The sequence below is a fragment of the Candidatus Bandiella woodruffii genome, assembly GCF_034359465.1.
Taxonomy (GTDB): Bacteria; Pseudomonadota; Alphaproteobacteria; order Rickettsiales; family Midichloriaceae; genus NDG2.
Genome location: NZ_CP110820.1, coordinates 566,028 through 589,443 on the forward strand (window position 1 = coordinate 566,028; position 23,416 = coordinate 589,443).

General features: G+C 37.2%; 24 protein-coding genes. 10 read left to right on the plus strand and 14 right to left on the minus strand.

Features of this window, described 5'->3' with window-relative positions; translation table 11 throughout:
- Positions 1-92: 92 nt before the first annotated feature.
- The 3 genes from Bandiella_RS03490 to Bandiella_RS03500 all read right to left on the minus strand — a co-directional run bounded on the left by Bandiella_RS03490 (position 93) and on the right by Bandiella_RS03500 (position 3,639).
- Positions 93-2,087: an acetyl/propionyl/methylcrotonyl-CoA carboxylase subunit alpha gene (locus Bandiella_RS03490; protein WP_323732403.1), complete on the minus strand. Its 1,995-nt coding sequence runs from the start codon at positions 2,085-2,087 to the stop codon at positions 93-95.
- A 316-nt stretch (positions 2,088-2,403) separates the two neighbouring features.
- A protein-coding gene (locus Bandiella_RS03495) for an IS5 family transposase (RefSeq protein WP_323732404.1) occupies positions 2,404-3,167 on the minus strand; the annotation gives its coding sequence in 2 pieces (ribosomal slippage) (positions 2,404-2,795 and positions 2,795-3,167; 765 coding nt in all).
- Positions 3,168-3,222: 55 nt separating this feature from the next.
- On the minus strand, positions 3,223-3,639 hold the full coding sequence (locus Bandiella_RS03500; RefSeq protein ID WP_323732405.1) for a hypothetical protein: 417 nt from the start codon (positions 3,637-3,639) through the stop codon (positions 3,223-3,225).
- Between the two features lie 246 nt (positions 3,640-3,885).
- Here Bandiella_RS03500 and ltrA point away from each other — a divergent pair, with 246 nt between their 5' ends.
- Positions 3,886-5,292, plus strand: a complete 1,407-nt coding sequence (gene ltrA / locus Bandiella_RS03505; protein WP_323732406.1) for a group II intron reverse transcriptase/maturase — start codon at positions 3,886-3,888, stop codon at positions 5,290-5,292.
- A complete protein-coding gene (locus Bandiella_RS03510) occupies positions 5,265-5,435 on the plus strand; it encodes a hypothetical protein (RefSeq protein WP_323732407.1) in 171 nt (56 codons plus the stop codon). The genes ltrA and Bandiella_RS03510 overlap by 28 nt, the downstream gene beginning before the upstream one ends.
- 283 nt (positions 5,436-5,718) lie before the next feature.
- Here Bandiella_RS03510 and gatA read toward each other — a convergent pair whose 3' ends face one another.
- From gatA to Bandiella_RS03525, 3 genes are all read right to left on the minus strand, one after another.
- A complete protein-coding gene (gene gatA, locus Bandiella_RS03515; RefSeq protein WP_323732408.1) occupies positions 5,719-7,185 on the minus strand; it encodes an Asp-tRNA(Asn)/Glu-tRNA(Gln) amidotransferase subunit GatA in 1,467 nt (488 codons plus the stop codon).
- 440 nt (positions 7,186-7,625) lie between these two features.
- Positions 7,626-8,021 (minus strand): iron-sulfur cluster assembly protein, encoded by a 396-nt coding sequence (locus Bandiella_RS03520; protein WP_323732409.1) that lies wholly within the window; start codon positions 8,019-8,021, stop codon positions 7,626-7,628.
- A gap of 9 nt (positions 8,022-8,030) precedes the next feature.
- Positions 8,031-9,227, minus strand: a complete 1,197-nt coding sequence (locus Bandiella_RS03525; RefSeq protein ID WP_323732410.1) for an aminotransferase class V-fold PLP-dependent enzyme — start codon at positions 9,225-9,227, stop codon at positions 8,031-8,033.
- 152 nt (positions 9,228-9,379) lie between these two features.
- On the opposite strand from Bandiella_RS03525, the gene Bandiella_RS03530 reads away from it, so the two are divergent.
- The 3 genes from Bandiella_RS03530 to pth are packed head-to-tail and all read left to right on the plus strand — an operon-like array spanning position 9,380 to position 12,236.
- Positions 9,380-10,918 carry an acyl-CoA carboxylase subunit beta gene (locus Bandiella_RS03530; protein ID WP_323732411.1) on the plus strand — a complete coding sequence of 513 codons (1,539 nt, stop codon included), beginning with the start codon at positions 9,380-9,382 and terminating at the stop codon, positions 10,916-10,918.
- 29 nt (positions 10,919-10,947) lie between these two features.
- A complete protein-coding gene (gene radC / locus Bandiella_RS03535) occupies positions 10,948-11,640 on the plus strand; it encodes a RadC family protein (RefSeq protein WP_323732412.1) in 693 nt (230 codons plus the stop codon).
- Positions 11,640-12,236 carry an aminoacyl-tRNA hydrolase gene (gene pth / locus Bandiella_RS03540; RefSeq protein ID WP_323732413.1) on the plus strand — a complete coding sequence of 199 codons (597 nt, stop codon included), beginning with the start codon at positions 11,640-11,642 and terminating at the stop codon, positions 12,234-12,236. The genes radC and pth overlap by 1 nt, the downstream gene beginning before the upstream one ends.
- 2 nt (positions 12,237-12,238) lie before the next feature.
- Here the strand turns inward: pth and Bandiella_RS03545 are convergent, their stop codons facing one another.
- The 3 genes from Bandiella_RS03545 to Bandiella_RS03555 are packed head-to-tail and all read right to left on the minus strand — an operon-like array spanning position 12,239 to position 15,009.
- Complete coding sequence (locus Bandiella_RS03545; RefSeq protein WP_323732414.1) at positions 12,239-13,126, minus strand: YihY/virulence factor BrkB family protein; 888 nt, start codon at positions 13,124-13,126, stop codon at positions 12,239-12,241.
- Positions 13,113-13,997 carry a bifunctional 5,10-methylenetetrahydrofolate dehydrogenase/5,10-methenyltetrahydrofolate cyclohydrolase gene (locus Bandiella_RS03550; RefSeq protein WP_323732415.1) on the minus strand — a complete coding sequence of 295 codons (885 nt, stop codon included), beginning with the start codon at positions 13,995-13,997 and terminating at the stop codon, positions 13,113-13,115. Before Bandiella_RS03550 ends, Bandiella_RS03545 begins: the two co-directional genes overlap by 14 nt.
- A 4-nt stretch (positions 13,998-14,001) precedes the next feature.
- Complete coding sequence (locus Bandiella_RS03555) at positions 14,002-15,009, minus strand: NAD(P)/FAD-dependent oxidoreductase (RefSeq protein ID WP_323732416.1); 1,008 nt, start codon at positions 15,007-15,009, stop codon at positions 14,002-14,004.
- Positions 15,010-15,220: 211 nt separating this feature from the next.
- Between Bandiella_RS03555 and Bandiella_RS03560 the strand changes: the two genes are divergently transcribed.
- The 4 genes from Bandiella_RS03560 to Bandiella_RS03575 are packed head-to-tail and all read left to right on the plus strand — an operon-like array spanning position 15,221 to position 16,983.
- Complete coding sequence (locus Bandiella_RS03560) at positions 15,221-15,751, plus strand: hypothetical protein (protein WP_323732417.1); 531 nt, start codon at positions 15,221-15,223, stop codon at positions 15,749-15,751.
- The gene (locus Bandiella_RS03565) at positions 15,748-16,221 is read left to right on the plus strand and encodes an IS1/IS1595 family N-terminal zinc-binding domain-containing protein (protein WP_323732418.1); all 474 of its coding nucleotides are present in this window, start codon (positions 15,748-15,750) and stop codon (positions 16,219-16,221) included. The genes Bandiella_RS03560 and Bandiella_RS03565 overlap by 4 nt, the downstream gene beginning before the upstream one ends.
- Positions 16,125-16,493: an IS1 family transposase gene (locus Bandiella_RS03570; protein ID WP_323733371.1), complete on the plus strand. Its 369-nt coding sequence runs from the start codon at positions 16,125-16,127 to the stop codon at positions 16,491-16,493. Before Bandiella_RS03565 ends, Bandiella_RS03570 begins: the two co-directional genes overlap by 97 nt.
- Positions 16,459-16,983 (plus strand): LysR substrate-binding domain-containing protein, encoded by a 525-nt coding sequence (locus tag Bandiella_RS03575; RefSeq protein ID WP_323732419.1) that lies wholly within the window; start codon positions 16,459-16,461, stop codon positions 16,981-16,983. The genes Bandiella_RS03570 and Bandiella_RS03575 overlap by 35 nt, the downstream gene beginning before the upstream one ends.
- 221 nt (positions 16,984-17,204) lie before the next feature.
- On the opposite strand, the gene Bandiella_RS03580 is transcribed toward Bandiella_RS03575, so the two are convergent.
- From Bandiella_RS03580 to Bandiella_RS03600, 5 genes are all read right to left on the minus strand, one after another.
- Positions 17,205-18,020, minus strand: coding sequence for a division plane positioning ATPase MipZ (locus tag Bandiella_RS03580; protein WP_323732420.1), 816 nt, complete (start codon positions 18,018-18,020; stop codon positions 17,205-17,207).
- Between the two features lie 2 nt (positions 18,021-18,022).
- A complete protein-coding gene (hisS, locus tag Bandiella_RS03585) occupies positions 18,023-19,276 on the minus strand; it encodes a histidine--tRNA ligase (RefSeq protein ID WP_323732421.1) in 1,254 nt (417 codons plus the stop codon).
- A gap of 11 nt (positions 19,277-19,287) precedes the next feature.
- Positions 19,288-20,910: an HlyD family type I secretion periplasmic adaptor subunit gene (locus tag Bandiella_RS03590; RefSeq protein ID WP_323732422.1), complete on the minus strand. Its 1,623-nt coding sequence runs from the start codon at positions 20,908-20,910 to the stop codon at positions 19,288-19,290.
- Between the two features lie 34 nt (positions 20,911-20,944).
- The gene (locus Bandiella_RS03595; RefSeq protein ID WP_323732423.1) at positions 20,945-22,585 is read right to left on the minus strand and encodes a type I secretion system permease/ATPase; all 1,641 of its coding nucleotides are present in this window, start codon (positions 22,583-22,585) and stop codon (positions 20,945-20,947) included.
- A gap of 173 nt (positions 22,586-22,758) precedes the next feature.
- Positions 22,759-22,992, minus strand: coding sequence for an exodeoxyribonuclease VII small subunit (locus tag Bandiella_RS03600; RefSeq protein WP_323732424.1), 234 nt, complete (start codon positions 22,990-22,992; stop codon positions 22,759-22,761).
- A 73-nt stretch (positions 22,993-23,065) separates the two neighbouring features.
- Between Bandiella_RS03600 and Bandiella_RS03605 the strand changes: the two genes are divergently transcribed.
- On the plus strand, positions 23,066-23,350 hold the full coding sequence (locus tag Bandiella_RS03605; RefSeq protein ID WP_323732425.1) for an NADH dehydrogenase ubiquinone Fe-S protein 4: 285 nt from the start codon (positions 23,066-23,068) through the stop codon (positions 23,348-23,350).
- The last annotated feature ends 66 nt before the right edge of the window (positions 23,351-23,416 follow it).

Consider the following 23,416-nt stretch of genomic DNA (forward strand, 5'->3'; position numbering starts at 1 on the left):
GTGTCGCCATATTTTTGACTTCGCATTTTGTCATGTATTTTGCACGATTATTATTCTTATCGCTAAACTTCTCGCTCTTTTTAAAATTAACTCTAGACTTCGATTTCTATGAGTAGATTGCCACTCATCACTGTTTCCCCTTCTTTTATATTGATGCTTTTTACAACACCCTCTACTGGGCTTATTAAAATGTTTTCCATTTTCATAGCTTCCAACACCACTAGCGATTGAGATTTGGTAACTTTTTCTCCAATAGACACTTTGATCTCTTTTATCAACCCAGTGATACTGGCTACCAAGTTGTTTTGTTGAACGTTCACCTTTGTTTTTTTCATGAACTTATATAATTCAGCGATTCTTGGCGAAAGCAACCTAGTTGTTATCGTGGAGCCCATGAACTGGATGTCGTAAGCATCTCTTACCCTTTCAACCTGCAAGCTATACTGTTTTTCGTTGATTGCGCATTGGAAAAGCCTCCTTCCAGCCTCCCAGTTGCTGCTGATATAAAACTTCCTATTCTCAAATGTGATTTTATAGCCATTGTCGAGAGTTCTAACAGTAACTGGGTAACTAACTTCATCCAATTTTGCTACCCATCTTGTTCCAATAGCTCTTGACATTCCTCTGTGTTGGCCAGTAACATTCGCCATTCTCTTTATATTCTTTAAAAAAATGAATATTGTGGCACATAAAATTACAGAACTTTTCTCGTTGTTTAACTCAGCCCCAGAAAATCCTTCTTTATACTCTTCTTCAATAAAGTTGGTTGAAATATTACCTTCGGCAAATTTATCGTTACTTAGGATGGCTTGCAAAAAGCTTATGTTATGCGATACCCCACGTATTATATATTCTCCTAAAGCATTCTTCATCAACTCAATAGTCTTCCCTCTGCTTTGTGAATGAGTGCATAATTTTGCTATCATCGCATCGTAAAACATGCTGACTTCACCTCCTTCGTATATACCGGAGTCCAACCGTATATCTGCCCCACTTTTTGGCTCTTTGTAGCCGATAATCCTTCCAGTAGACGGCAGGAATCCACAAGTTGCGTCTTCTGCATAAATGCGCGACTCCATAGCCCAACCGTTTAGTACTATGTCTTTTTGTTTGAAGGGCAATTTACCACCCTCTGCTATACGAATCATCTGCTCAACTATATCAATCCCAGTAATTAGCTCAGTTACAGCATGTTCAACTTGCAACCTTGTGTTCATTTCCAGAAAATAAAACTTACCGTCTTGATCCACTATGTATTCCATTGTTCCCGCAGAAAAATACTTTACCTTTTTAGCAAGCGCAATAGACTGTGCATACATTTTTTTTCTGATGCTTGGCGTTATGAAAGGACTTGGTGCTTCTTCAATCACCTTTTGGTTATGCCTTTGTATGGAACATTCTCTTTCTCCTAAACATACGTAATTACCATGTTTATCGGCGATAACTTGTATTTCAATATGTCTTGGTTTGATAATTAATTTTTCGATAAAAGTCCTGGGGTCGGAAAAATTATTTTGTGCTTCGTTTTTGGTTGAGCGATACGCTTGCTGCATTTCTTCATCACCTCGCACAACTCTCATCCCCTTTCCTCCGCCACCTGCAGCGGCCTTCAGCATTATTGGATAGCCTATACTTTTTGCAATTTTGATGGCATGTTTTTCTGCTGTTATCGCTCCTATATAACCAGGTATAACATTTACTCCGGCAGATTGAGCAATTTTTTTCGCCTCTATTTTATCCCCCATTTTTTTTATCGCACTTGCGGATGGACCAATAAAATTTATCCCAGATTTATCCATGAGCTGTGCGAATTCATAGTTCTCAGATAAAAACCCATACCCTGGGTGAACTGCGTCAGCTCCTGATATTTTAATTGCGTTTAAAATGGCATTAACGTTTAAGTAACTTTGAGTAGCAGGTGATGAGCCAATATAAACAGCTTCATCCGCATGTTTTATGTGAAGAGAGTTATTGTCAGCATCTGAGTATACTGCAACTGTTTTGATCCCCATTTTCTTCGCAGTTTTGATAATTCTGCAAGCTATTTCACTACGGTTGGCAATGAGGATCTTTCTTATTTTATTCACTAGATAATCTATATAGGTTTCAAGTTCACTGGCGAGAAAATATCATAATTGAAATGAAAAATCAATTTTATGCATCAATATTTCAAAACTATTAGATAAATAATAGTACTTCACTAACTTTAAGAATTGGCATTGTCATATTTCTGGTTTCGCATTTTGCAACGTACTTCTTTTTACGCTTCTGATCTTAATTTGACTTAAGGTACAAAACGGCGTAGCACACCTTTTTACATATCTTCATAAAGGATATGATTGCTAAGGACGTCGTTAACCTTGCTGCCAACTCCATTTTCATTAAGTTCATTAGATAATGTCGTCATGAGATTTTAAGCCAAAGAGATAAACATCTAATCTGAATTGCGGCAAGGAAAGAAGCTGAATTTTTAGCATATCTGGTTGCAATTCCCCTCCATCTTTTAAGATGAAGAAAGGTGTTTTCTACAATATGCCTTATTTTATATAAATCTTTATTGTATTTTCTCTGGGTGATTCTGTTCTTTTTAGGAGGAATAACAACTCTCATGCCCAATTCTTGGGCATGGTCAATTATGTAATTAACATCGTACCCTCTGTCGGCTAGTAAGTACTCAGCTTTCATCTCTTCAATAAGATTAACAGCCTGCTTGCAATCAGCTTCTGAGCCTTTTGTGATAATAACTTTGAGTGGCATACCATGTGAATCCAAGGCAAGGTGAATCTTTGTATTGAGCCCCCTTTTGTACGACTCATATCTTGATTGCCGCCTTTTGCACCTGAAGCATGTGGATGCACTTTACTATGACTTGCGTCTATCATTAACCATTCCATATCAGGTTCTTTCACAAATATCTCCAATAAAGCCTCCCATATCCTTTTGTCTCTCCATCTGCAAAATCTTTTATGTGTATTTTTCCATCCTCCATATTCTGAAGGCAAATCTCTCCAGGGAGAACCTGTTCTTAATATCCAAAATACTGCGTTAATGAATCTTCTGTTATTATGTGCCAAACCTCCCCACGTACCCTCCCTTCCTGGCAAATGATCCTTTATCAAATCCCACATATTATCTGTTATATCATGCCTATGTAGCCCTAAATCCATTTTTACTCCTGATTTATCTTTTCTTTCATATTATACCACAAATCTCATGACGACATTATCTAACGAATTTTGAAAAAATATCTGCAATTTGTTCATTGCCAACATTAAGATCAAGCTTATGAAAGATGTATTCGGCATGAAAGACACCGTAGAACTTCTCTAAAGCACCTTTAATGATTTTTATGTTATCAGCTTGTCCAGATGTGTCGTTCTCATGAGAAAGCCCAGTGACATTATCAATTCCAGTATATCCATTGTAAAGATCAACAAGGGCTGGAACATACTTGTTTATGTGCGCCGGGCATGAGGTAAGAGCAAAGGGTTCAAGTCCCTTATGGGCTGAGATAGAGCGGTCCATTAGCTGAGGCAAGGTTAACTTCGTGAGGAGTTGGCTGAAGGAAGCTGACGGCAAAGTAAGGCTGAAACGAACAGAAACTTGGTAGTAGGCCGTTATAACTGGGCAACCTAGCATTAACTGGAATAGCCCGCCTCTATGCGGAAGTGTATAGCGGTAAACCAAGTTCAGCCTTATGGAGGTCTTGCATCTTACCCCGGGAGGCCTTTTATCTAGCTTGAGTATAAGCTACTTTGCTAGCAATAGTAGAGGACAGGATAAAAGGAGTCAGCAGAAGGCATAGTACTTAAGAGAATCGGTACCTCTCTTGAGGAAGGCCTGAATTAGATTTGTTAGGTACTGGAATTTTAATTTTGGAGTTATATGGTAGCAAAAGATAGCAATACCATCCACGGATCAAATAGTGAAGGCAGTACTGGAGCTGTTGATCATGAGGCGCATAGAGTAACTTCAGCAATTAGAATACCCCAGGACCTTGCAAAAGATGTAATTGGGGATGTAGTTAAAACTGCAAATCTCAAAAGTGCCTTTAAAGCAGTAAAACGCAATAAAGGTGCACCTGGTATCGATAAAAGAACTATCAATGAAGTACAAGAGTCCTTAGATGAGATTATCCAAGAGCTCCAATCTTCAGTTATCAACGGTAAATATACTCCTTCCTGTGTTAGAGGAGTACAAATACCCAAGCCTAATGGTAAAACCCGTTTGCTTGGCATACCTACAGTAATTGATAGAATGGTGCAGCAAGCTATAGTTCAAGTTTTATCACCTTTGTTTGATCCACACTTTTCGGACAATAGCTATGGATTTAGACCTAAGCGTTCTGCGCAAGGCGCTATGTCCAAAGCTAAAGAATTTGTAAAGTCTGGTAAATCATGGGTGGTGGATATGGACATAGAAGCTTTCTTTGATAACGTCAATCATGACATTTTAATGTCTCTAATTGCACGCTCTATCTCTGATAAGAAGCTCTTAAAGCTGATTAGATCGTTCTTAAACGCAGGCATGATGCAAAATGGCTTAATGAGCAAGAGAGACCTAGGGACCCCACAGGGTGGACCGCTCTCCCCTCTTCTAAGCAATATCTTGCTTCATGAACTTGATAGAGAGCTTCATTTACGTAAGCACTCTTTCGTCAGATACGCTGATGATTGTAACATTTATGTTACTTCTAAGAATGCTGCACAGAGAGTACTTACATCTATAACGAAGTTTCTTAACAGTAAGCTCAAACTTAAAGTTAATCTTACTAAAAGTGCTACTAGCTCTGTTCAAGACCGTAAATTCCTTGGATTTACATTGTTAACAGATGGCTCTGCTATTATTGCTAGAGAATCTATATCTCTCTTCAAAGATAAGGTTCGCCTTATCACCAAAAGAAGTAGAGGTGTTAAATTTGATACAATAATCAGAGAGTTAAATCAAGCTACGAGAGGCTGGTTTCACTATTTTAAGTGTTCCGACTTTCCAAAGCCTCTGTGGCATCTGGACGGTTGGATTAGAAGGCGTCTTCGTTCTTACAGGATAAAACAGCGTAAAAGAAAATTCTCGATCAAAACTTTTCTAACTGCTCATGGTGTATCTCAGCGATCTAGCTGGTCACTTGCTTGCTCTAGAAAAGGTTGGTGGAGAAAATCTCTATCTCATGCTGCTCACCAGGCTCTCAATTTAAAGTATTTTGAGAGGAACAACCTATTTTCCATGTATACATCTTTTGTTAAACACAAATCTGAAACCGCCGTATGCGACATCGCTTGTACGGTGGTGTGAGAGGGAGATTCAGCAATGGATCTCTCTACTCGATTTCAAAATCTGAAGAAGTTGTCGATCTTACGATTAAGCTCTGGCTACATTTTGAGGATAACAATAATTTCCTAAGTGAGCAGGGCAATTTTATATCTATCTTTGGCTAACACTCTGCACTCTGAAAGAGATTTGGTTTTTTGACTACATCCAGACAATAAAAACATAAAGAACACAAGGACAAATGTCAGAACTTTTTTTTGCATATTTTTTTTAAAAAACATTTTTCTGGATTATATAAAACATAAAGAAAAAATAAAAGCACTTTATTATAGTGAAGTATGTTTTTAATTGGATATTGTTATTCTGTACGCTCCTTTATTCTCATCTCATTGCTTGGGACTGCAGTCCTTGGTTGAGGTTTGCTTTTTAAGTATAGTGTGTCCCTTTTATCTATTTTAATCGGCTAAATTCAGAGTTCTTTTCAATAATATTTGCGAATCTAAACATGTTGGCTTCATCATAATGTTTATTGATCAACTGTAGTCCAAGCGGTAGTTGATTTTTTGAAGAGCCAACGGGAATGGATATGCATGGCAGGCCAGCTAAACTTGCTGGTATTGTAAACAGATCATTATAGTACATATCAATCGGGTTAGATTTTTCATGGATACCAAAAGCCGGGTTGGCAGAGATTGGGGTCAATATCGCATCAACTTTGGAAAAAGCTTGGAGGAAATCATTTGCTATCAATCTTCGTACTTTTTGTGCCTTTTGATAATACGCAGCAAAATTATCCGAAGACAGAACGTAGGTACCAGAAATAATCCTTCTTTTCACCTCTTTGCCAAAGTATTGACTCCGCGTTCTTTCTATCATTTCTTGGAAATTATCACCACCTTCTTCAGCTCTCAACCCATACCTCACACCATCGTAACGGGCTAAATTTGAAGAGGCTTCAGCAGGGTTTATTATATAATATGTTGGAAGAGCGTAATCTGTATGTGGTAAAGATATGCTTATCACATAAGCCCCAGCTTCTAAAAACCATTCTTTAGCCTTTTCCCAATATTTTGTTATACAAGGATTAATCCCATCTTTCTCATATTCCTTAGGGATTCCAATCTTCATACCTTTCACATCCTTTCCTATATGACTTAGGATGTCTGGGGAGGGTAAATTTTTTGAAGTTGAGTCTTTTGCATCAAAGCCACAAATAGCTTCAAGCAATAAGGCAGCATCAGATATATCATTGGCAAAGACTCCAGCTTGGTCCAAAGAACTTGCTAACGCTATAATACCATATCTTGAACATCTACCATATGTTGGCTTAACACCGACTGTCCCCGTAAAAGCTGCTGGCAATCTGACTGATCCTCCTGTGTCACTTCCTATGGCACCCAAACACATTTTTGCTGCGACTGCCGCAGCCGAGCCTCCGGAAGAACCACCTGCAACAAAATCCTCTTCTGAATCTAGTGCTTTATAGGGATTGATTACGCTGCCAAAATAACTATTTGTATTAGAAGAGCCCATGGCGAATTCGTCCATATTTGTCTTCCCTATCATGACCCCACCTTCTTTGAATAATCTGTCGGTAACGGTTGATTCATAAGTTGGTATAAAGTTCTCAAGCATTTTGGAGCAAGCTGTAGTTAGAACACCTTTTGTACAATAGTTATCCTTAACACCTATAGGCATGCACTCAATTTTCCCCATTAAACCAGCATTGATTCTTTCTTGAGATGCAGCGGCTTGTTTCTTGGCATACTCCTCAGTAATTTCACGGTATGCATTGTATTTACTATTGCACCGGTTAGCAGATTCCAAAAAAACATTTGTCAATTCAATTGTAGATAATTTTTTGTTAGCTAATAATTCTTTTAATTTGCGGTATGACAAACCCAAAAGCTCATGCATTTTGCGTACAGATAAATTTTTTCTTATTATATATGTGGCGAAAGTTTATCGATTTGTCGAGTTTTTTCTTCTAATTTTGTCGAAAAATAGTAATTAAAGAGGAATACTCATGCATAATAGAAAGAAAAAGTGGAAAAGAAGAAGAGAGCATGCTAGTAAAGACTTCCGTTTGGCATGTCATATGATAATAAGCCTGAGTTATTACCACCACTATACTCCAAACATAATACCTCTCGCACTTCCGAAGTATTTTGAGGCCAATTTTCCAAGTTATCGGAGTATACCTCTAGTAAATCAAGGGTTGGCGAATTTATAGACGACAGAGAACTTGGAAAAGAGCGAGGAATACGAGTGATGAGCATGAGGAGCGTACAAAAGTACGTGACGAAATACGAAGTCCGAAGCATGACGACGCCAATTTTTCAAGTTATCGGAGTACACTACATGATATCTAAAATAAACCTGGCTTCTTCACTCATCATGGATTTATCCCAATGTGGCTCCCACACCATATGAACATCAATCGATTTGAGTCCAATGATTACTTGCCTTATTTTTTGCTCGACTTCTTTGGGTAATATGCCAGCAACTGGGCAAGTTGGTGAGGTTAAAGTCATCTCTATGATAACTTTTTCATCCTTGACGTCCACAGAATAAATCAACCCTAAATCCCAAATATTAACTGGAATTTCTGGATCATATATTAATTTTAACACAGCAATTATTTGATCTTTTGTGCTTTTTATCTCTCTTATTATGTTGACTTGTTCTGCAGTGAGTTTTTTAAAGGGAGAGTTATCTGCGCTTACTTGTTGTATAAAATCTTTTAATTCCATCGCTTTTATTTATGTAAACATCTTATCAACTGTTTTTAATCCCATAATCAGCCTATCGGCATCATCCATATTGTTATATATACCTAATGAAATTCTTGCAGTTCCAGACACACCTAAAAAAGTCATCAATGGCTCTGCACAGTGATGCCCAGTCCTAATTGCAACCCCGCATTGGTCTAATACATCACCTATATCTGAATGGTGTGCACTTAGATGAACAACTGATATTATAGTGCTTTGGTCGCAATTACCTAATATTTTATAGTTTCCAAGTTCTGCAATTTTTGTTCTGATGTATTGAGCAAGCGTTACTTCTTCGTTCCAAAGGGCGGTTAAATCTATTGACTCTAAGTAGTCCAACACTGCTTTAAATGCGATTACCTCAGCGATTGCTGGGGTGCCTGCCTCGAATTTATTTGGGGGTTCTAAAAAAGTGCTCCGCTCAAATGCTACATGTTTGATCATGGAGCCACCTGTTTGATAAGGAGGAATTTTCTTAAGTAAGTCACTTTTACCATAGAGTATTCCAACGCCGTTTGGGCCATATAGCTTATGCGCCGAAAACACTAAAAAATCACAATCAAGATCAGCAACATCCACCTTCATATGCGCAATGGACTGACAGGCGTCAACAAGGACCCTTGCCCCCACTTTTTTTGCTAGTTGCACAATCTTTTTTATATCAACCACTGAACCAAGCACGTTTGACATCTGTGTAATTGCGATCAGTTTTGTTTTACTGGAAAGCAAATCATCTAATGCATTGAATAGTACTTCTCCGTCTTTTGTGATTGGAATGATCTTTAGCACGGCTTTCTTCTTTTGGCATACCTGCTGCCAAGGCACAATGTTGGCATGGTGCTCCATTGCGGATATCAAAATCTCATCGTTCTCATCAATAAATTCATTGCCGAAAGAGTGGGCGGCTAAATTAATTGCCTCCGTAGCATTTTTTGTAAAAATTATGGTTTTTGCGGAGTCTGCGTTGATAAATTTTGCAACACTTTTTCTGGTTTCTTCAAAATCTTCAGTTGCTCTGGCACTCAAACCATAAATCCCCCTATGAATATTGGCATATCCATGTGAGTAAAAATGATTAAGTGCATCAATCATTTGCTTGGGTTTTTGTGCGCTTGCTGCTGAATCAAAAAAAACTAATCCATCATTTTGGTTGAAAATGGGGAAATCTTTACGTACTGTACTCATAATTCAATTCTTTACGTCCAGATAGGTGTTCACTATAATTCTTAAAACACATAAAGCATACAGTATATATATCAGGCAATCAAACATTGTCAAAGAGTCATTTTTTTACTAGTATGTGTGCAAAACTTGATTATTCATAAACATAAAACATTATGCAACAGAAAAAAATAGATGAACAAATCAATAAAAAGATACAAGAAATAAGCTTAGGTGGTGGCCAAGACAAGGTGGATAGGCAGCATGGATTGGGCAAATTAACTGCCAGAGAGAGAATAGAAATATTAATGGACCCAGACTCTTTTGAAGAAATGGATGCATTCGTTGAACACAGATGTCAGAATTTTGGAATGCAAAAAAAGGTTTTTCCTGGCGACGGTCTGATAGTTGGGCATGGAACCATTAATGGGAGGCTGGTCTTTGTATATAGTCAAGATTTCACAATTATTGGTGGTTCTTTAGGAGAGATGCATGCACAAAAAATTAATAAAGTACAGGACTTGGCATTAAAATTAAAGGCGCCCATTATAGGTATTAACGACTCAGGAGGGGCGAGAATTCAGGAGGGTGTTGACTCTCTTAAGGGGTATGGTGAGATTTTTCAAAGAAATGTAGATGCATCAGGAGTGATCCCACAAATCACCGTGATTATGGGACCATGCGCTGGAGGCGCTGTTTATTCTCCGGCATTAACAGATTTTATCTTTATGGTTGACCAAACATCATATATGTATTTGACGGGTCCAGATGTTGTAAAAACTGCTACGCATGAAGACGTTACTCATGAACAACTTGGAGGAGCTCAAACCCACATGACCAAAAGTGGAGTCAGTGACTATGTTGCAGAAAATGACATAGAATGCTTACAAATGGTAAGAAAGCTTTTTGATTTTCTTCCATCTTCTAATGTTGCTGGGTTACCAATTTATAAAACACACGACCCGGCTGATAGAATAGAAATGTCATTAGAAACTCTTGTGCCAGAAGACAAGGCAAAGCCGTACGATATGAAGCAGCTAATTGAGAAGGTGGTAGATGAAGGCGACTTTTTTGAAATAAAAGAAGGGTTTGCAAAAAACATAATTGTTGGATTTGCAAGATTTGAAGGGCGTCCGGTCGGTGTTGTTGCTAACCAACCACTGAATATCGCAGGATGTTTGGATATAGATTCGTCAGTCAAGGCTGCGAGATTCATCAGGTTTTGTGATGCATTTGGCATTCCTATAGTGACATTTATTGATGTGCCTGGATTTTTACCTGGAACAGATCAAGAACATAAAGGAATCATAAAGCATGGTGCAAAATTACTATACGCATATGCTGAAGCTACTGTGCCAAAAATTAGTTTAATCGTAAGAAAAGCTTATGGTGGAGCTTATATTGTGATGAATTCTAAGCATCTGAGAGGAGATGTAAATCTATCATGGTCCAATACCGAAATTGCTGTAATGGGTGCCAAAGGTGCGGCACAAATCCTGTATAAGGGTCATGATGCATCTGCAGGTGGAAAAGATGAATGGATTGGTGAGTATGAGGAGAAGTTCGCCACACCTTTAGTTGCAGCCTCTAGGGGATATTTAGATGACATTATCAAACCGCACAGAACAAGATGGAGAATATGTAAGTACCTTTCTATGCTCGAGAATAAAAAGATAGATAAGCCTTGGAAAAAACACGATAACCTTCCTTTATAACATAATTTGGTTCAAAGGTTTGCGATATGATGGAAGATGATGAGACAAGATATGGACACAGACAAAGACTAAATGAAAGGTTCCTCAAATCTCCAATAAGGACTGTGCCAGACTATGAAGTGTTGGAAATGTTGTTATTTTATGTGATCCCGATTAAGGATACCAAGTCCATAGCTAAAAACTTGTTGAGGAAATTTGGCAGTTTGATAGAAGTGTTGGATGCTGATCAGACGCAACTCATAGAAATTAAGGGTGTTGGGCAATCAGTTATTATTTATTTTAAGTTATTGAAAGATTTGTTCAGCCGTTTGCACATTCCAAGTGATTTAGAAAAAAAGTTCTACATATTGAATAACTGGGGGTCGGTAATCAACTACTGCAATTTGACCATGGGGTTTCAAAAAACAGAAAGTTTTAAAATACTGTACTTAAATGCAAAAAACATATTGATTCATGAAGAGGTGATTGATTACGGTACAGTTGACAGAATTGCGATTCATCCGAGGGAAATAGTCAAGAGCGCGTTAACAGTAGGAGCTTCTGCGTTAATTTTAGTGCATAACCACCCAAGCGGTGATGTTTCACCTTCTAAACAAGATATTGAACTTACTAACACAATAGCAACAGCATTAAGGTCCATAAATGTTACAATACATGACCATATAATAGTCTCGCGCAACGATTATTATTCTTTTAAAACCAATAACTTAATTAAAACCTGATGAAACTATTAGTTGGGCTGGGCAATCCTGGCGTTAAATATCAAGATAATAGACATAATATTGGTTTCAAAGCAATTGAGGCTATTGCAAATCGATATGGTAATCCTAACTTTCAAGATAAGTTTGATGGGCAGGTGGCTAAAATTCGAATAGAAAACAAACAAAAGACGATGCCTTTTAATGGGCAGGTGATATTGTTTATGCCCATGACTTATATGAATAACTCTGGCATTCCTCTGAGCAAAGTAGTGAATTTTTACAAAATTCTTATCAATGATATTTATGTAATACATGATGATCTGGACCTTGAAGTGGGGCGCATTAAGATCAAACAAGGAGGGGGTAACTCAGGCCATAACGGGCTGTTTTCAATCGATAGTTATGTTGGCAAAATGTATAACAAGGTGAGGGTTGGGATAGGACGTCCAGAAATTAAAGCCATGGTATCCAATTATGTTCTGAGCGACTTCACAAACCATGAGTCCGAAGAAATGCAGGTGGTACTGAATTTTATCGCCGATAAATTGCCGGAGTTGCTAAACGGAGAGTTTGTAAATTTAATGAACCTTTTCGCACTACACATGCATAAGTTATGAATCTAACTAGGAGTTGAGAGCATTCTTAATTTATCAGAGGCACACTTGAAGAACAATCTGGAGAAATTATAGTTAAACTCCGCTCCAAAAATAAAAATTATGCTACAAAAGTAAAAATACAATAAAGATATAATAACGCCAACTATACTCCCATATATTACATTCAATTGTGAGAAGGTTCTTAAATAATACTTAAACAAGTAAGTGAATGCAATCCAGGCCAAAATAACACATATGGTACCAGGGATGGTATGGGAGAATTTTTGTTTTTTATTTGGTAGAAAAAAGTATAGGAATGAGATGAAAAAGCAACCGTAAAAAATAATTACAGCATCTCGGAAAAACCTCGTCTCGTTTTCAAAGACAATGTAGCAAGAGGAGTTTTTTAAACCAACGTATGTGGCAAAGTCTGATATTAATGATGGGAAAACACCAAACACAAACATCACGGATATGCTCATAAAAATAATGAGCATAAATTCTATTATACTTATAAACCTTCTAAACAAGTAAGATGGCGGCTTTGCAACCCTGTTGGCCTTGTTTAATATGGTGCGTATGGCTTCGAATATGGAAGAGGCAGTCCAAATCGCGCTTACAATAGCGAATGTTAGTAAACTATTAGGAGGTGCGTTGGTGATCTCTTTGATTCTTGGCTTTAAAACGGCAACTAAATCGTCAATTGTATTATCGAGTATAAAATCAATTATATATTCAAATAAATTCGTTGGACCAAATAGCGTTACAATAGCCATAAGAAAAAATAAGAATGGAAATACTGCAAGCATCAATAAAAATGCAAGATATCCTGCGTGTTCCGCACCATCATGCTCTGCAGTGTCTGCAATTGATTTATATATGCAAAGACAAAATTTCTTATAGCACTTCATTTGCAATCCAACTTAAGTCCAAGTTGTTTTGAAGATAACATAGTTTTAATGCATTTAACATCAAATTGGCAACAGTCAGGGGACCAATTCCTCCCGGGACTGGTGTGATGTGTGAAGATTTGGTCTTTACATTCTCAAAATCAACATCACCAGTTAGCTTGTCATCATACCTATTGATCCCAACATCCACAACAAAACAACCTTCCTTGATCCAATCTGTTTTAACTAATAATGGTACTCCGACTGCGGCTATTAATATATCTGCAGTTTGGCATTCTTGCTTTAAATTCACGGTTTTTGAATGGGTGAGTGTGACAGTACAACTTTCTTTGATTAAAATTGATGCCATGGGTCTGCCTACAATGACAGAGCGTCCTATAATTACCGCTTTTTTACCAGATAAATCGTTCCCCAGATATTTTTTGAGGACATGTAATATCCCCTGAGGGGTGCAGGGCAATATATTGGTATTCCAATGGTTTAGCAGACCTGTATTATAGATACCAAAGCCATCTATGTCTTTTTTGTAATCTATAAGTTCGAATACAATATTTGGGTTCAACCCAGTGGGTAGTGGCAATTGTACAAGAATTCCTGTGACTTCTTTGTCCTGATTCAAGCCTTTTATCACCGTGGATAACTCTTGATTGCTAATTTCATGCCTCAGTCGTATAAGTTGAGCACCTATGCCAACACGTTCTGCAGCTTCTAGCTTTGCTCTAACATAGATTTCACTTGCGGTGTTGTTGCCAACTAATACCGTGGCAATGTTTGGTTGGATGTTTAAATTGGTTTTGAGTTCCAGTACTTTGCTTTCAACTTTTTGCAAAATTTCTTTCGCTATCGTTTTTCCGTCTATTATATACGGCATATTTTTATTTACCTCCTGGCAACCCTTTAGTTGTGGAATGCTCGAAGTGCAGAGGAACTTCAGGTCTAATGATTGTATATGCACTATGGCATGCCCTGGCCCCTTCTGCAAAGCCAGTTAATATTAATTTTAGCTTACCTGGATAGTTGCATATATCTCCCACAGCGAATACCCCAGTTAGATTGGTTTGCATAGTTGATGGGTCCACCTCTATGTATTTGTTCTTAATCGACAAACCCCAATTGTTGATGCATCCGATGTTCATTGACATGCCAAAAAATGCCAGTAAGTATTCAGATTTAAGCGAGATTAACTCGTTATCCAAGTTCTTTACTATAATAGAGCTAAGCCTGCCATTTGCACCTTCAAGGGTTTCTAGCTGGTATGGTGTGATGATTTCTATTTTCTTTAAATCACGTAATTCGTTCATTTCTGCAACGGTTTTTGGAGCTGCTCTAAAATCTGGTCTTCTGTGTATTATATAGACTTTTTTGGCTATACCTTTCGCCAACACAATTGCCCAATCCAATGCAGAATCTCCACCTCCTGCGATGGTAACAACTTTGTCTTTAAAAAGATCGGTGTTTGCCACATGATAAAACACAGTGGTGTTCTCGTATTGATCTATGTTTTTTAATGGTGGCTTTCTCACATCAAAGGAGCCACCTCCAGCAGCTATAATTATAACTTTTGCACGGATTGTATTCTTATGTGACGTTAACAACCAATGCTCAGCCTCTTTTTTGATATCTAAGCATTGTTCATCTAAAAAATATTGAGGATTGAATGGGGCAGCTTGCTTCTTTAAGTTATCAACCAGTTCTTGTGCGTTAATGTTATGGAATCCCGGAATATCATATATGGGTTTTTGTGGGTATAAAGCGCTACATTGCCCGCCAACAAAACCTAAAGTTTCAACCACGCACACCTTCAAACCAAGCATCCCTGCCTGAAAAACAGTGAATAAACCTACAGGTCCAGCTCCTATAATCGCAATATCGTATATGTTCAAAATGCAAGAAGTGATTTGATAAAGTTAGCTACGAATATCATGGTTAAAGCACTTTTTCAATTAATTAATTAATTATAGTTGCGGGAGAACGTGGCTATAAAAAACCACCCAACTTAGAGTTAAAAATATTTCCAAATATTTCTAAAAAGTATTTGACATGATGAGAAATATCAATATCACTCGCACTATAATTTGTGTGTGTGAAATAATTATGACTGATTTTAATGTTACCTCTATATCTGCTAATTCAACAACATATGTTAATCCCATCTTAGTTGATGATGTTGTTTTGCCTCCTAAAAAAGATGATTCTGTAGATACTGCAGAAGTAAGTAAGTTGTATAACCTACCTTTTGTTGAACGTTTTTTTAAAGCTAATCAAAGTTACAATGAGTTAGTGGCAAAAGTGTCCAGAGGTGAATCAATCGAGAAAAAAGAGTTGTCCGCAATTGCTGGAGATCAGAATTTTTTTGATCATCTATTGCTTAAAGCAGCCTTTGCTCATAATGCAAATCTAGGAAATCTGGATGTGTTTTTAAATGCTAAGCAAAATAACGGAGGTTTTGCGGTTTTTGCAAAATATGGATTGTATTTACTAAGGGAGCTTGTGGGTAATTTTTACTCTCACTTTGAGCATGACCATTCTGCAGTTGATGCTGTCGCTGTAAAGGCGTGTGGGGTGCCAAAATTAATATTCCCTTATTGGGAGTGTTGCCATAAGATAGATAAGATGCTAAAATGAATATAGCGAGCAACAAAGAAAATAGAAATATGAATACAGAGTGTAAAAAATGCAGTAGCAGTAAATACGTTAAGAATGGTAATATTAGGGGTATGCAAAGGTATAAATGCAAAGAGTGTGGATGTAATTTTACAAGCACTAAATTAAGAGGCTGTTCGCCAGAGATGAAGGCTCTGGCAGTGTTATTGTACAGCATGGGAAAAAGTAGCTTTAGATGGCTAGGGAAATTATTTAAAGTAGCTCATACTAGCGTATATAAGTGGATAATACTGTATGCTAAAAAGATACCAAGACCAACAGTGCCGGAAGAATTGAGAGAAGTTGAAATAGATGAGATGTGGCATTTTGTAGATTCAAAAAAAACAAATTATGGATATGGAAAGCCTATAGTAGGGAGCTCAAGAGAGTTGTTGCCTGGGTGGTTGGTAAGCGTAACGTTACAACCTTTAGAAAATTGTGGAAAATCATAAGTAGAGATAATTGCACTTATTACACAGACGATTGGTCTGTTTATTCAGAGGTTATACCTCGCCATCAACATGTTGTTGGCAAACAACATACACTCTCAATTGAGTCCAATAACTCAAACACAAGGCACAGAATTGCAAGAATGACCAGAAAAACAAAGGTAGTTTCAAAATCTGAAGAAGTTGTCGATCTTACGATTAAGCTCTGGGTACATTTTGAGGATAACAATAATTTCCTAAGTGAGCAGGGCAATTTTATATCTATCTTTGGCTAACACTCTGTGCGATTTAACCCTTAATCTTTTTGAAAAATTTAAAAATAAGATTTTCGATATAGTTTTGGTTAAAATGAATCGCCCCGAAGATTTCCCAAATGGATTTGATGTATGGTCTGAACCACTCAAATGGGTTGGTGATGTCAACCTATTATCTTCTAATAAACCGATACCGCTAGTTCTCTCTCCACAACCTTGTGTTTATCGTAGAGCCGCTATAGATGCTCTTGAAAAAGCTGGACGTTCTTGGCGTTTAGTTTTTTCAAGTACAAGTTATACAAGTAGTGTTGCTGCTGTAAAAGCTGGTATGGGTATTACAGTCATGCCAAGCACTATGATTTCAGATGAGCTTATGGAGATAGAATCAAAATACATGCCTAATCTTCCTGATACGCATGTTTCTTTACTAAAACAAAAAGCAGATAATAACATCATTAATACATTAGAAGGTTTTATACTAAAAAAATTACGACACCTCACAGCTAAATAATTCGCCCTGTTCATGCCAGAGGCTGGGGATGTTTTGCATGGGGTCTGCGAGTTTCATATTGTGTGGTTAATGCCCTAAAAAATCTCTTTTTCAAGTTATCGGAGTATACGTAACGAAATGCCAAATCCGAAGTATGACGACGCCAATTTTTCAAGTTATTGGAGTATATATGATATCCTATAGAAGCAAAAAGTGAATATTATTCAAGAGGAACCATCATGTTATAGCTTTTTATTGACCTCAGCAAAATTTAAAGAACGTATAAAGTCCCTAAGTTCTTGCCTTGCAGTTACAACAGAGGGGTTCATTTGGATTTTACTGTTGCTCTTTTTAGTATCAAGCAACGTCAAACCGTGCAAGAACAATTCTTTAAATATCACCCTATCACCAAAGCCCGGAGCTATAGAAAATCCAAGTCTTTTGCCAAGATGAGTGATGGCGGTTTCTACATTTCTTTTGTTAATAACATCTATGGAGGAAAGTCTATTTCTTACTACAATCCAATTTATTTCTTCTTTCTTTCTTAAAGCCCTATGTTTTTTTTGTTCCCAAACCATTGCGCTATATATTCCAGGAATGGCATTTGCATAATTTTTAGGGTCAACTTTACCCAACAAATCAACATCAACAAAGCTATCATTAATTGGTGTGATAATTGTATTAGCTAAGTAATGAGCATGTCTGTTTAAAATATTGTCATTGCCCGGAGTGTCAATAACGATAAAATCGTATTCGGTATTGATTTTTGTTATCAAATTTTCCAATTCCTCTATATCTTTCTGGGTATACTCAATGCTATTATTTATATTATAGTCCTCGGCTATTTTAAAGTGCGCGGATTGCAACAGTGTTAGTTTCTCATTTTCAATGGTTTTCTTCCTATTGTCTATATACCTAGTAAGAGAAGCCTGTCGTAAATCTATGTCCAGTGTTGCCACTTTGAAGCCTAAATCCAAAAGTGCCACTATCAAATGCATTGCGGTAGTGGTTTTGCCAGACCCCCCTTTTTCATTTCCAAATAAAACAATATGTGCCATTTTTATTGATTAATGTTTTTTAAACGTTGAGTCAGATAAAACTTATTCACCACAACTTCCTCTCCACTTTGCATATCTTTGAGGATAAAGTTTTGATTCTGTAGCTCATTTTCCCCGTATATAACGCAATATTTTACACCCAACTTATCCGCTCTTTGCATTTTCTTCTTTAGTGCCATACTGTAATCCAGTTGGAGGTTAAATCCGTCTTTTCGTAGCTCATGAGATAATTTAAGGCTGTAATCTTCAGCAGCTTCCCCTATTGGAACTAAGTATACCAAATCTTTTTCTGCTATTTTTTTATCGGTATATTTTAACAACTCCATAATTCTTTCTATCCCACCTGCAAAACCAGCAGCAGGAGTTGGCAAACCACCCATTTGAGAAATTAGCCCGTCATATCTGCCACCTGCAATAACAGTTCCTTGGCTTCCAAGATTGCTTGTCGTAAATTCAAAAACAAAATCAGAATAATAGTCAAGCCCTCTCACCAATCTGTTAGAATGCTCAAATGTTATGCTTGATGCATTAAGGTGTGATAAGATTTGTTCAAACCGAAGTTTTGAGTCGTTTGCTATAAAATCGTAAAGTACAGGGGCTCCTCGTATAATATCTTGCTCTTTTTCATCTTTTGTATCCAAGATCCGTAGCGGATTAGTATCGAGCCTTTGTTGGCTAATTTCTGACAAATCTTGTTTATATTTTAACAAGTATTCTCTTAATGCAGTTTTGTAACTGTTTCTACATTCAACAGTACCAAGGGTATTAACAATCAGTGTTGTGCTATTACTGAGTTCAAGGCTTTCTAATATATCGTGCGCTAGCATAATTAATTCCACATCAACATTTAAATGAGATGACCCTATATATTCAAAGTTTATTTGATGGAACTGTCTCAACCTGCACTTTTGAGGACGTTCATGCCTAAATAACGGCCCGTAACTAAACAAACGTAAGGGTAATGACTGAAGCATTCCATTAGAGATGACGGCCCTAACAACCGCTGCAGTAAATTCAGGTCTTAGGGTGATGCTGCTCTTATCCCTATCTAAGAAAGTGTACGTCTCCTTGTTTACTATGTCAGACATCTCTCCTAAAGTACGATGGAACACCTCGCTATCTTCCATGATGGGAGTGGATATTTCTTTAAAAGAGTATATAACCGCAAACTTTTGTGCTAAAGAGGTAATGAAACGGAATAATTCCACATCCTGCCCGTATAAGTCTGCAGTTCCTCTAATTCTTTGTAACTTCATACCCCCAAATCTTACGGCTCTTTAAATGCTTTATGGAAACTATCTTTTATAGGAGAGTATAAATACTCAGCAAAGCTCCTAACCCCTTTCACTATAAACACTGTGACTGGCATCCCTGGTAGCAATTTTATTTGAGTGTTAACTTTATCAAGTTCCTCAGGAGACACCTCAATTCTTGCTTTATAATAACCAACCGGCATAAACCTTGGCTGTCCAGGCATCATCCCCACTTCCTTATCAAACTTATCTGCCGACACATATATCACCTTGCCCTCAATTCTCGGCACCAACCTTGCTTTATATGCGTTTAACTGTATTCTTGCTATACTTCCTACTTGAATACTCTCAACTTCATGAGCTGGAATGTATGCTTCAATGACCAAAGTATCGTCCTGTGGGATGATTTCCAATAGCATCTGGGTTTGTTGGATTGCAGCCCCAACGGTGTGTACCTGCAAATTTGTCACTACACCTGCGTATGGTGCGTTAACAACGCTTCTTTCGTGTGTGTCTTTTGTTTGCAAATACCGTGCTTCCATCTGAATCAATTCACCATGATTCCTCTTGTATTCTTCAGATAACCTGACGTTTTGATCATCCATAAACTGTGCTTCCTTCGCACTTGCCTCAGCAATTTTATGTTCCAGACTTGCAAGCCTTCCTCTCTGTTCTTGTAGCTGCATTTTTGTATGCGAGAACCTTTCTGATGTTTCCAGCTGCTTTTCATACAGTTCTTTTTTCTTAGCATATTCTTTCTCTAGCGTTCTTATATTTTCCTGCGTAGATTTTATTTCAGATTGGATTTGATTCAGTTGTGCTGTGCTACTCTTGATTTGATTTTCTATAAAGGCTTTGTAAGAGTTATAAGCATTTTTCTGCGCATTTATAAGAGTAGCAACTTTTTGATCTGATTGGTCTATGTATTTACTGTCAAAACTAAATTCCACTTCTGGTGCCTGCTCCAGACTTGAGTCATGAGATTGATTTTTATTCTGGTAGTGCGAAATAAGATTTAAAGAACCTACCAGCCTTTTATCAACTATTATAGCATGCCTTAATTGCCACAACACCTGCTCTAAATCAGCCTTGCTTCTAAATTGGTTGAATACTATCAGTGGCTGCCCCTTTTTAACTTGGTCCCCATCTTTTACTAATATTTGATCTACAATCCCCCCCTCAAGGTGCTGAATCTTTTTTCTATTCTCACTAAGTATAATAAACCCCTCAGCAATCGAAGCACTATCAAGAGGAGCAAGCCCACTCCAAACTCCGAAAAACCCTAAAGCTACTGCAACAGATATCAGACCAAATTTAATAGGGCGTGAAATCTGCTTAGATATATCTTTTTCATTCTCTTCGATATAGTTGGATTTTTCTAAGGTTATACCAAACAAAAAATCTTTTGCTTCGGTCAAAAACTTCTTGAACTCCTGAATGTCTATGATTTTATAGTTCTTATATTTTTCTAATAAGTTTTCTTCAAAATCAATAGGTTTTGCTTGTTTTGTATTTTCTATAAAATCGTTGTTTGCATCACCAACAGGCTTTTTTTTATCTGCCTTTTTATTCTCTGCAATCACTTCGATAGCATCTTTGTTGATCACTCTGGCATCGTTGTTTTGATTTTCTGTCATATATTTACTCTTTTTTAATTTATAGCTAAGTACTTCATATGTTAAGAGGCTGAGCTTTTTTTAATGCATCCATCACTTCCTTCTTAGGACCAAAAGACGCAACCATACCATCTTTCATCACCAATACTTTATCAACAATGCTTAGTACTGATGTTTTGTGAGATATAATAATTGTTGTAATTTCCTTTTCTTTTGCAACAGCAAGGGCTGTCATAAGTGCTTCTTCTCCTTGCGTATCCAAACTTGAATTAGGTTCGTCCAAAACTATGAACTTAGGGTCACCATAAAATGTCCTTGCAAGTCCGACTCTTTGTTTTTGTCCTCCAGATAACATGGAACCATCAATCCCTATATTGCTATCATATCCTAGAGGAAGCTGTAAAATCATATCATGCACCCCACTAAGCTGCGCTGCTATTACAACATCTTCAGCATTGGGTGATAATTCCATCCTAGCTATATTTTCTTTTACAGTTCCTGAAAAGAGCTCAACATCCTGTGGTAAATACCCTATATGTGGACCTAACTCTTCTTTTTTCCAGTCTGTTAAGCTTGCACCATCTATTCTGACTGCACCTATGCTGGGATTAAATATCCCAACCAGCAGTTTGGCCAAAGTTGTTTTTCCTGAACCACTTGGACCGATAATCGCTAATACTTCTCCTTTATTCAAAGAAAAGTTCACGCCTTTTAGTATATGTTTTGCTGCACCTTGAGGAGCAAAATACATATTTTCCACCTCAATCCTGCCCTCAGGTTCTGGTAGTGACATCCTTGTACTTTCATCACTATACCTACCGAATGATTTTTCAAGTCGTTCATAGGCTTTGCGACAAGTCACAAAACCTTTCCAAGATGTTATTGCAGCTTCAAATGGCGCTAGTGCTCTACCAACCAGAGAAGAACTAGCGATAATAGTACCAGATGTAATTTGTCCTTGGATTACCAGATATGCCCCAAGAGCTGTTACTGATATTTGTATCACCAACCTAAAGAACTTGGTTATTTCCATAAAGGTAGCTTGCCTTTTTGTCACCAAATTTTGCGTTTTTTGCACTTCTTGGTTCATTACTTGCCATGAGGCAATAACATTCTTCCTCATACCCATAACTTCAATAACCTCGGCATTCCTTGTTGCTTGGTCAACGTGTCGCATACTTTTGATGAAATTTTCATTATTCATTTCCATCATGGGTTTTGTCGCTCTATCTGCTATCAACCCAAAAACAACTAATACAGCACCAGCTATAACTGCTAAGAAGCCAATAGCTGTGTGTAAAATAAATAGTACGATAATGAAAATAATTGCCCACGGCATGTCCATAATGGAAATTAAACCGGGGCTGGTTAAAAACGTTTTTATTGTTTGTAAATCTCTTAACTGCTGGCTATTAGCCATAGCTTTTGATTCTAATGAAAGCCTGATGGAATTTGAAAATACTTTTTCTGAGAGCCTATCCTCCAACCAGCTCCCCATTTTATTCATTGCGAATGACCTTGCAGCTTGGATTAAACCAAGCAACGCCAGTGCTAAAACAATCACCAAAGTTAACATTAAAAGTGTGTCGGTATTCTGACTGGAAAGAACCCTATCCAATACTTGCATTGAATAAAGTGGCGTCGAGAGCATTAATAAATTTATTAAGCACCCAAAAATAAGCACAAATTTGACCATGACTTTGCATGAAAGTAAAGCATCTTTCAGCCGACTATTTTGAGTTTGTATGTTGCCCAGTTGTTTCATATTAAATATATCTTTTTGAGTGTTATTTTCAAATATAGTTCAAAAAATTGCTTATACAAGTTTTTAGATGGATGAAAATCTTTCACATACACAATCAAAGACATTTACTCCTTGATTTTTTCAGTTGTTACTATGCCATCTGAATTTTTTACGATCTTTTCAATTTTTAATTTAGCACTATTTAACCTGCTTTCGCAATGTTCTTGAAGAATTATGCCTTCCTCATATAGTTCTATCGCACTTTCCAACGCAACATTTCCGTTTTCCAAATTTTTAATTATTTCTTCCAATCTTTTCATTGCATCTTCAAAACTTAGTTTCCCCACATTTTTAGTCATGACTTGAATAGTTATACATTTAGTTATAGTATCGTAACATGATAAACTGATTTTGATGTTTAGAAAAGTTAAAATGACAGTGAAAATATATGAAAATTACAAATTGCCTACTCAATCTGCCAATATCTGCAGTAACATCTGGGTAATTGAGTTTATACCACAGGAAGTTCGGTTTCAAGAGCAAGTCATGGGATGGACAGGCGCCACAGATATGTCAACAACTCAGGTAAAACTACGTTTCCAAAGCAAAGAAGCGGCGATTAAATTCGCTTGTGATCGCAAGCTTGAGTATCGCGTGCAGGAAAAAAAGAAAAAGGAATGTGTTGTTCAGTCGTACACAGATAACTATAAAACATAATTACCTTTGGTAAACTAAGAGAGTCACTTAAAGCGGTAGATAACCTCAAAAAGAGCTAGGCCTATG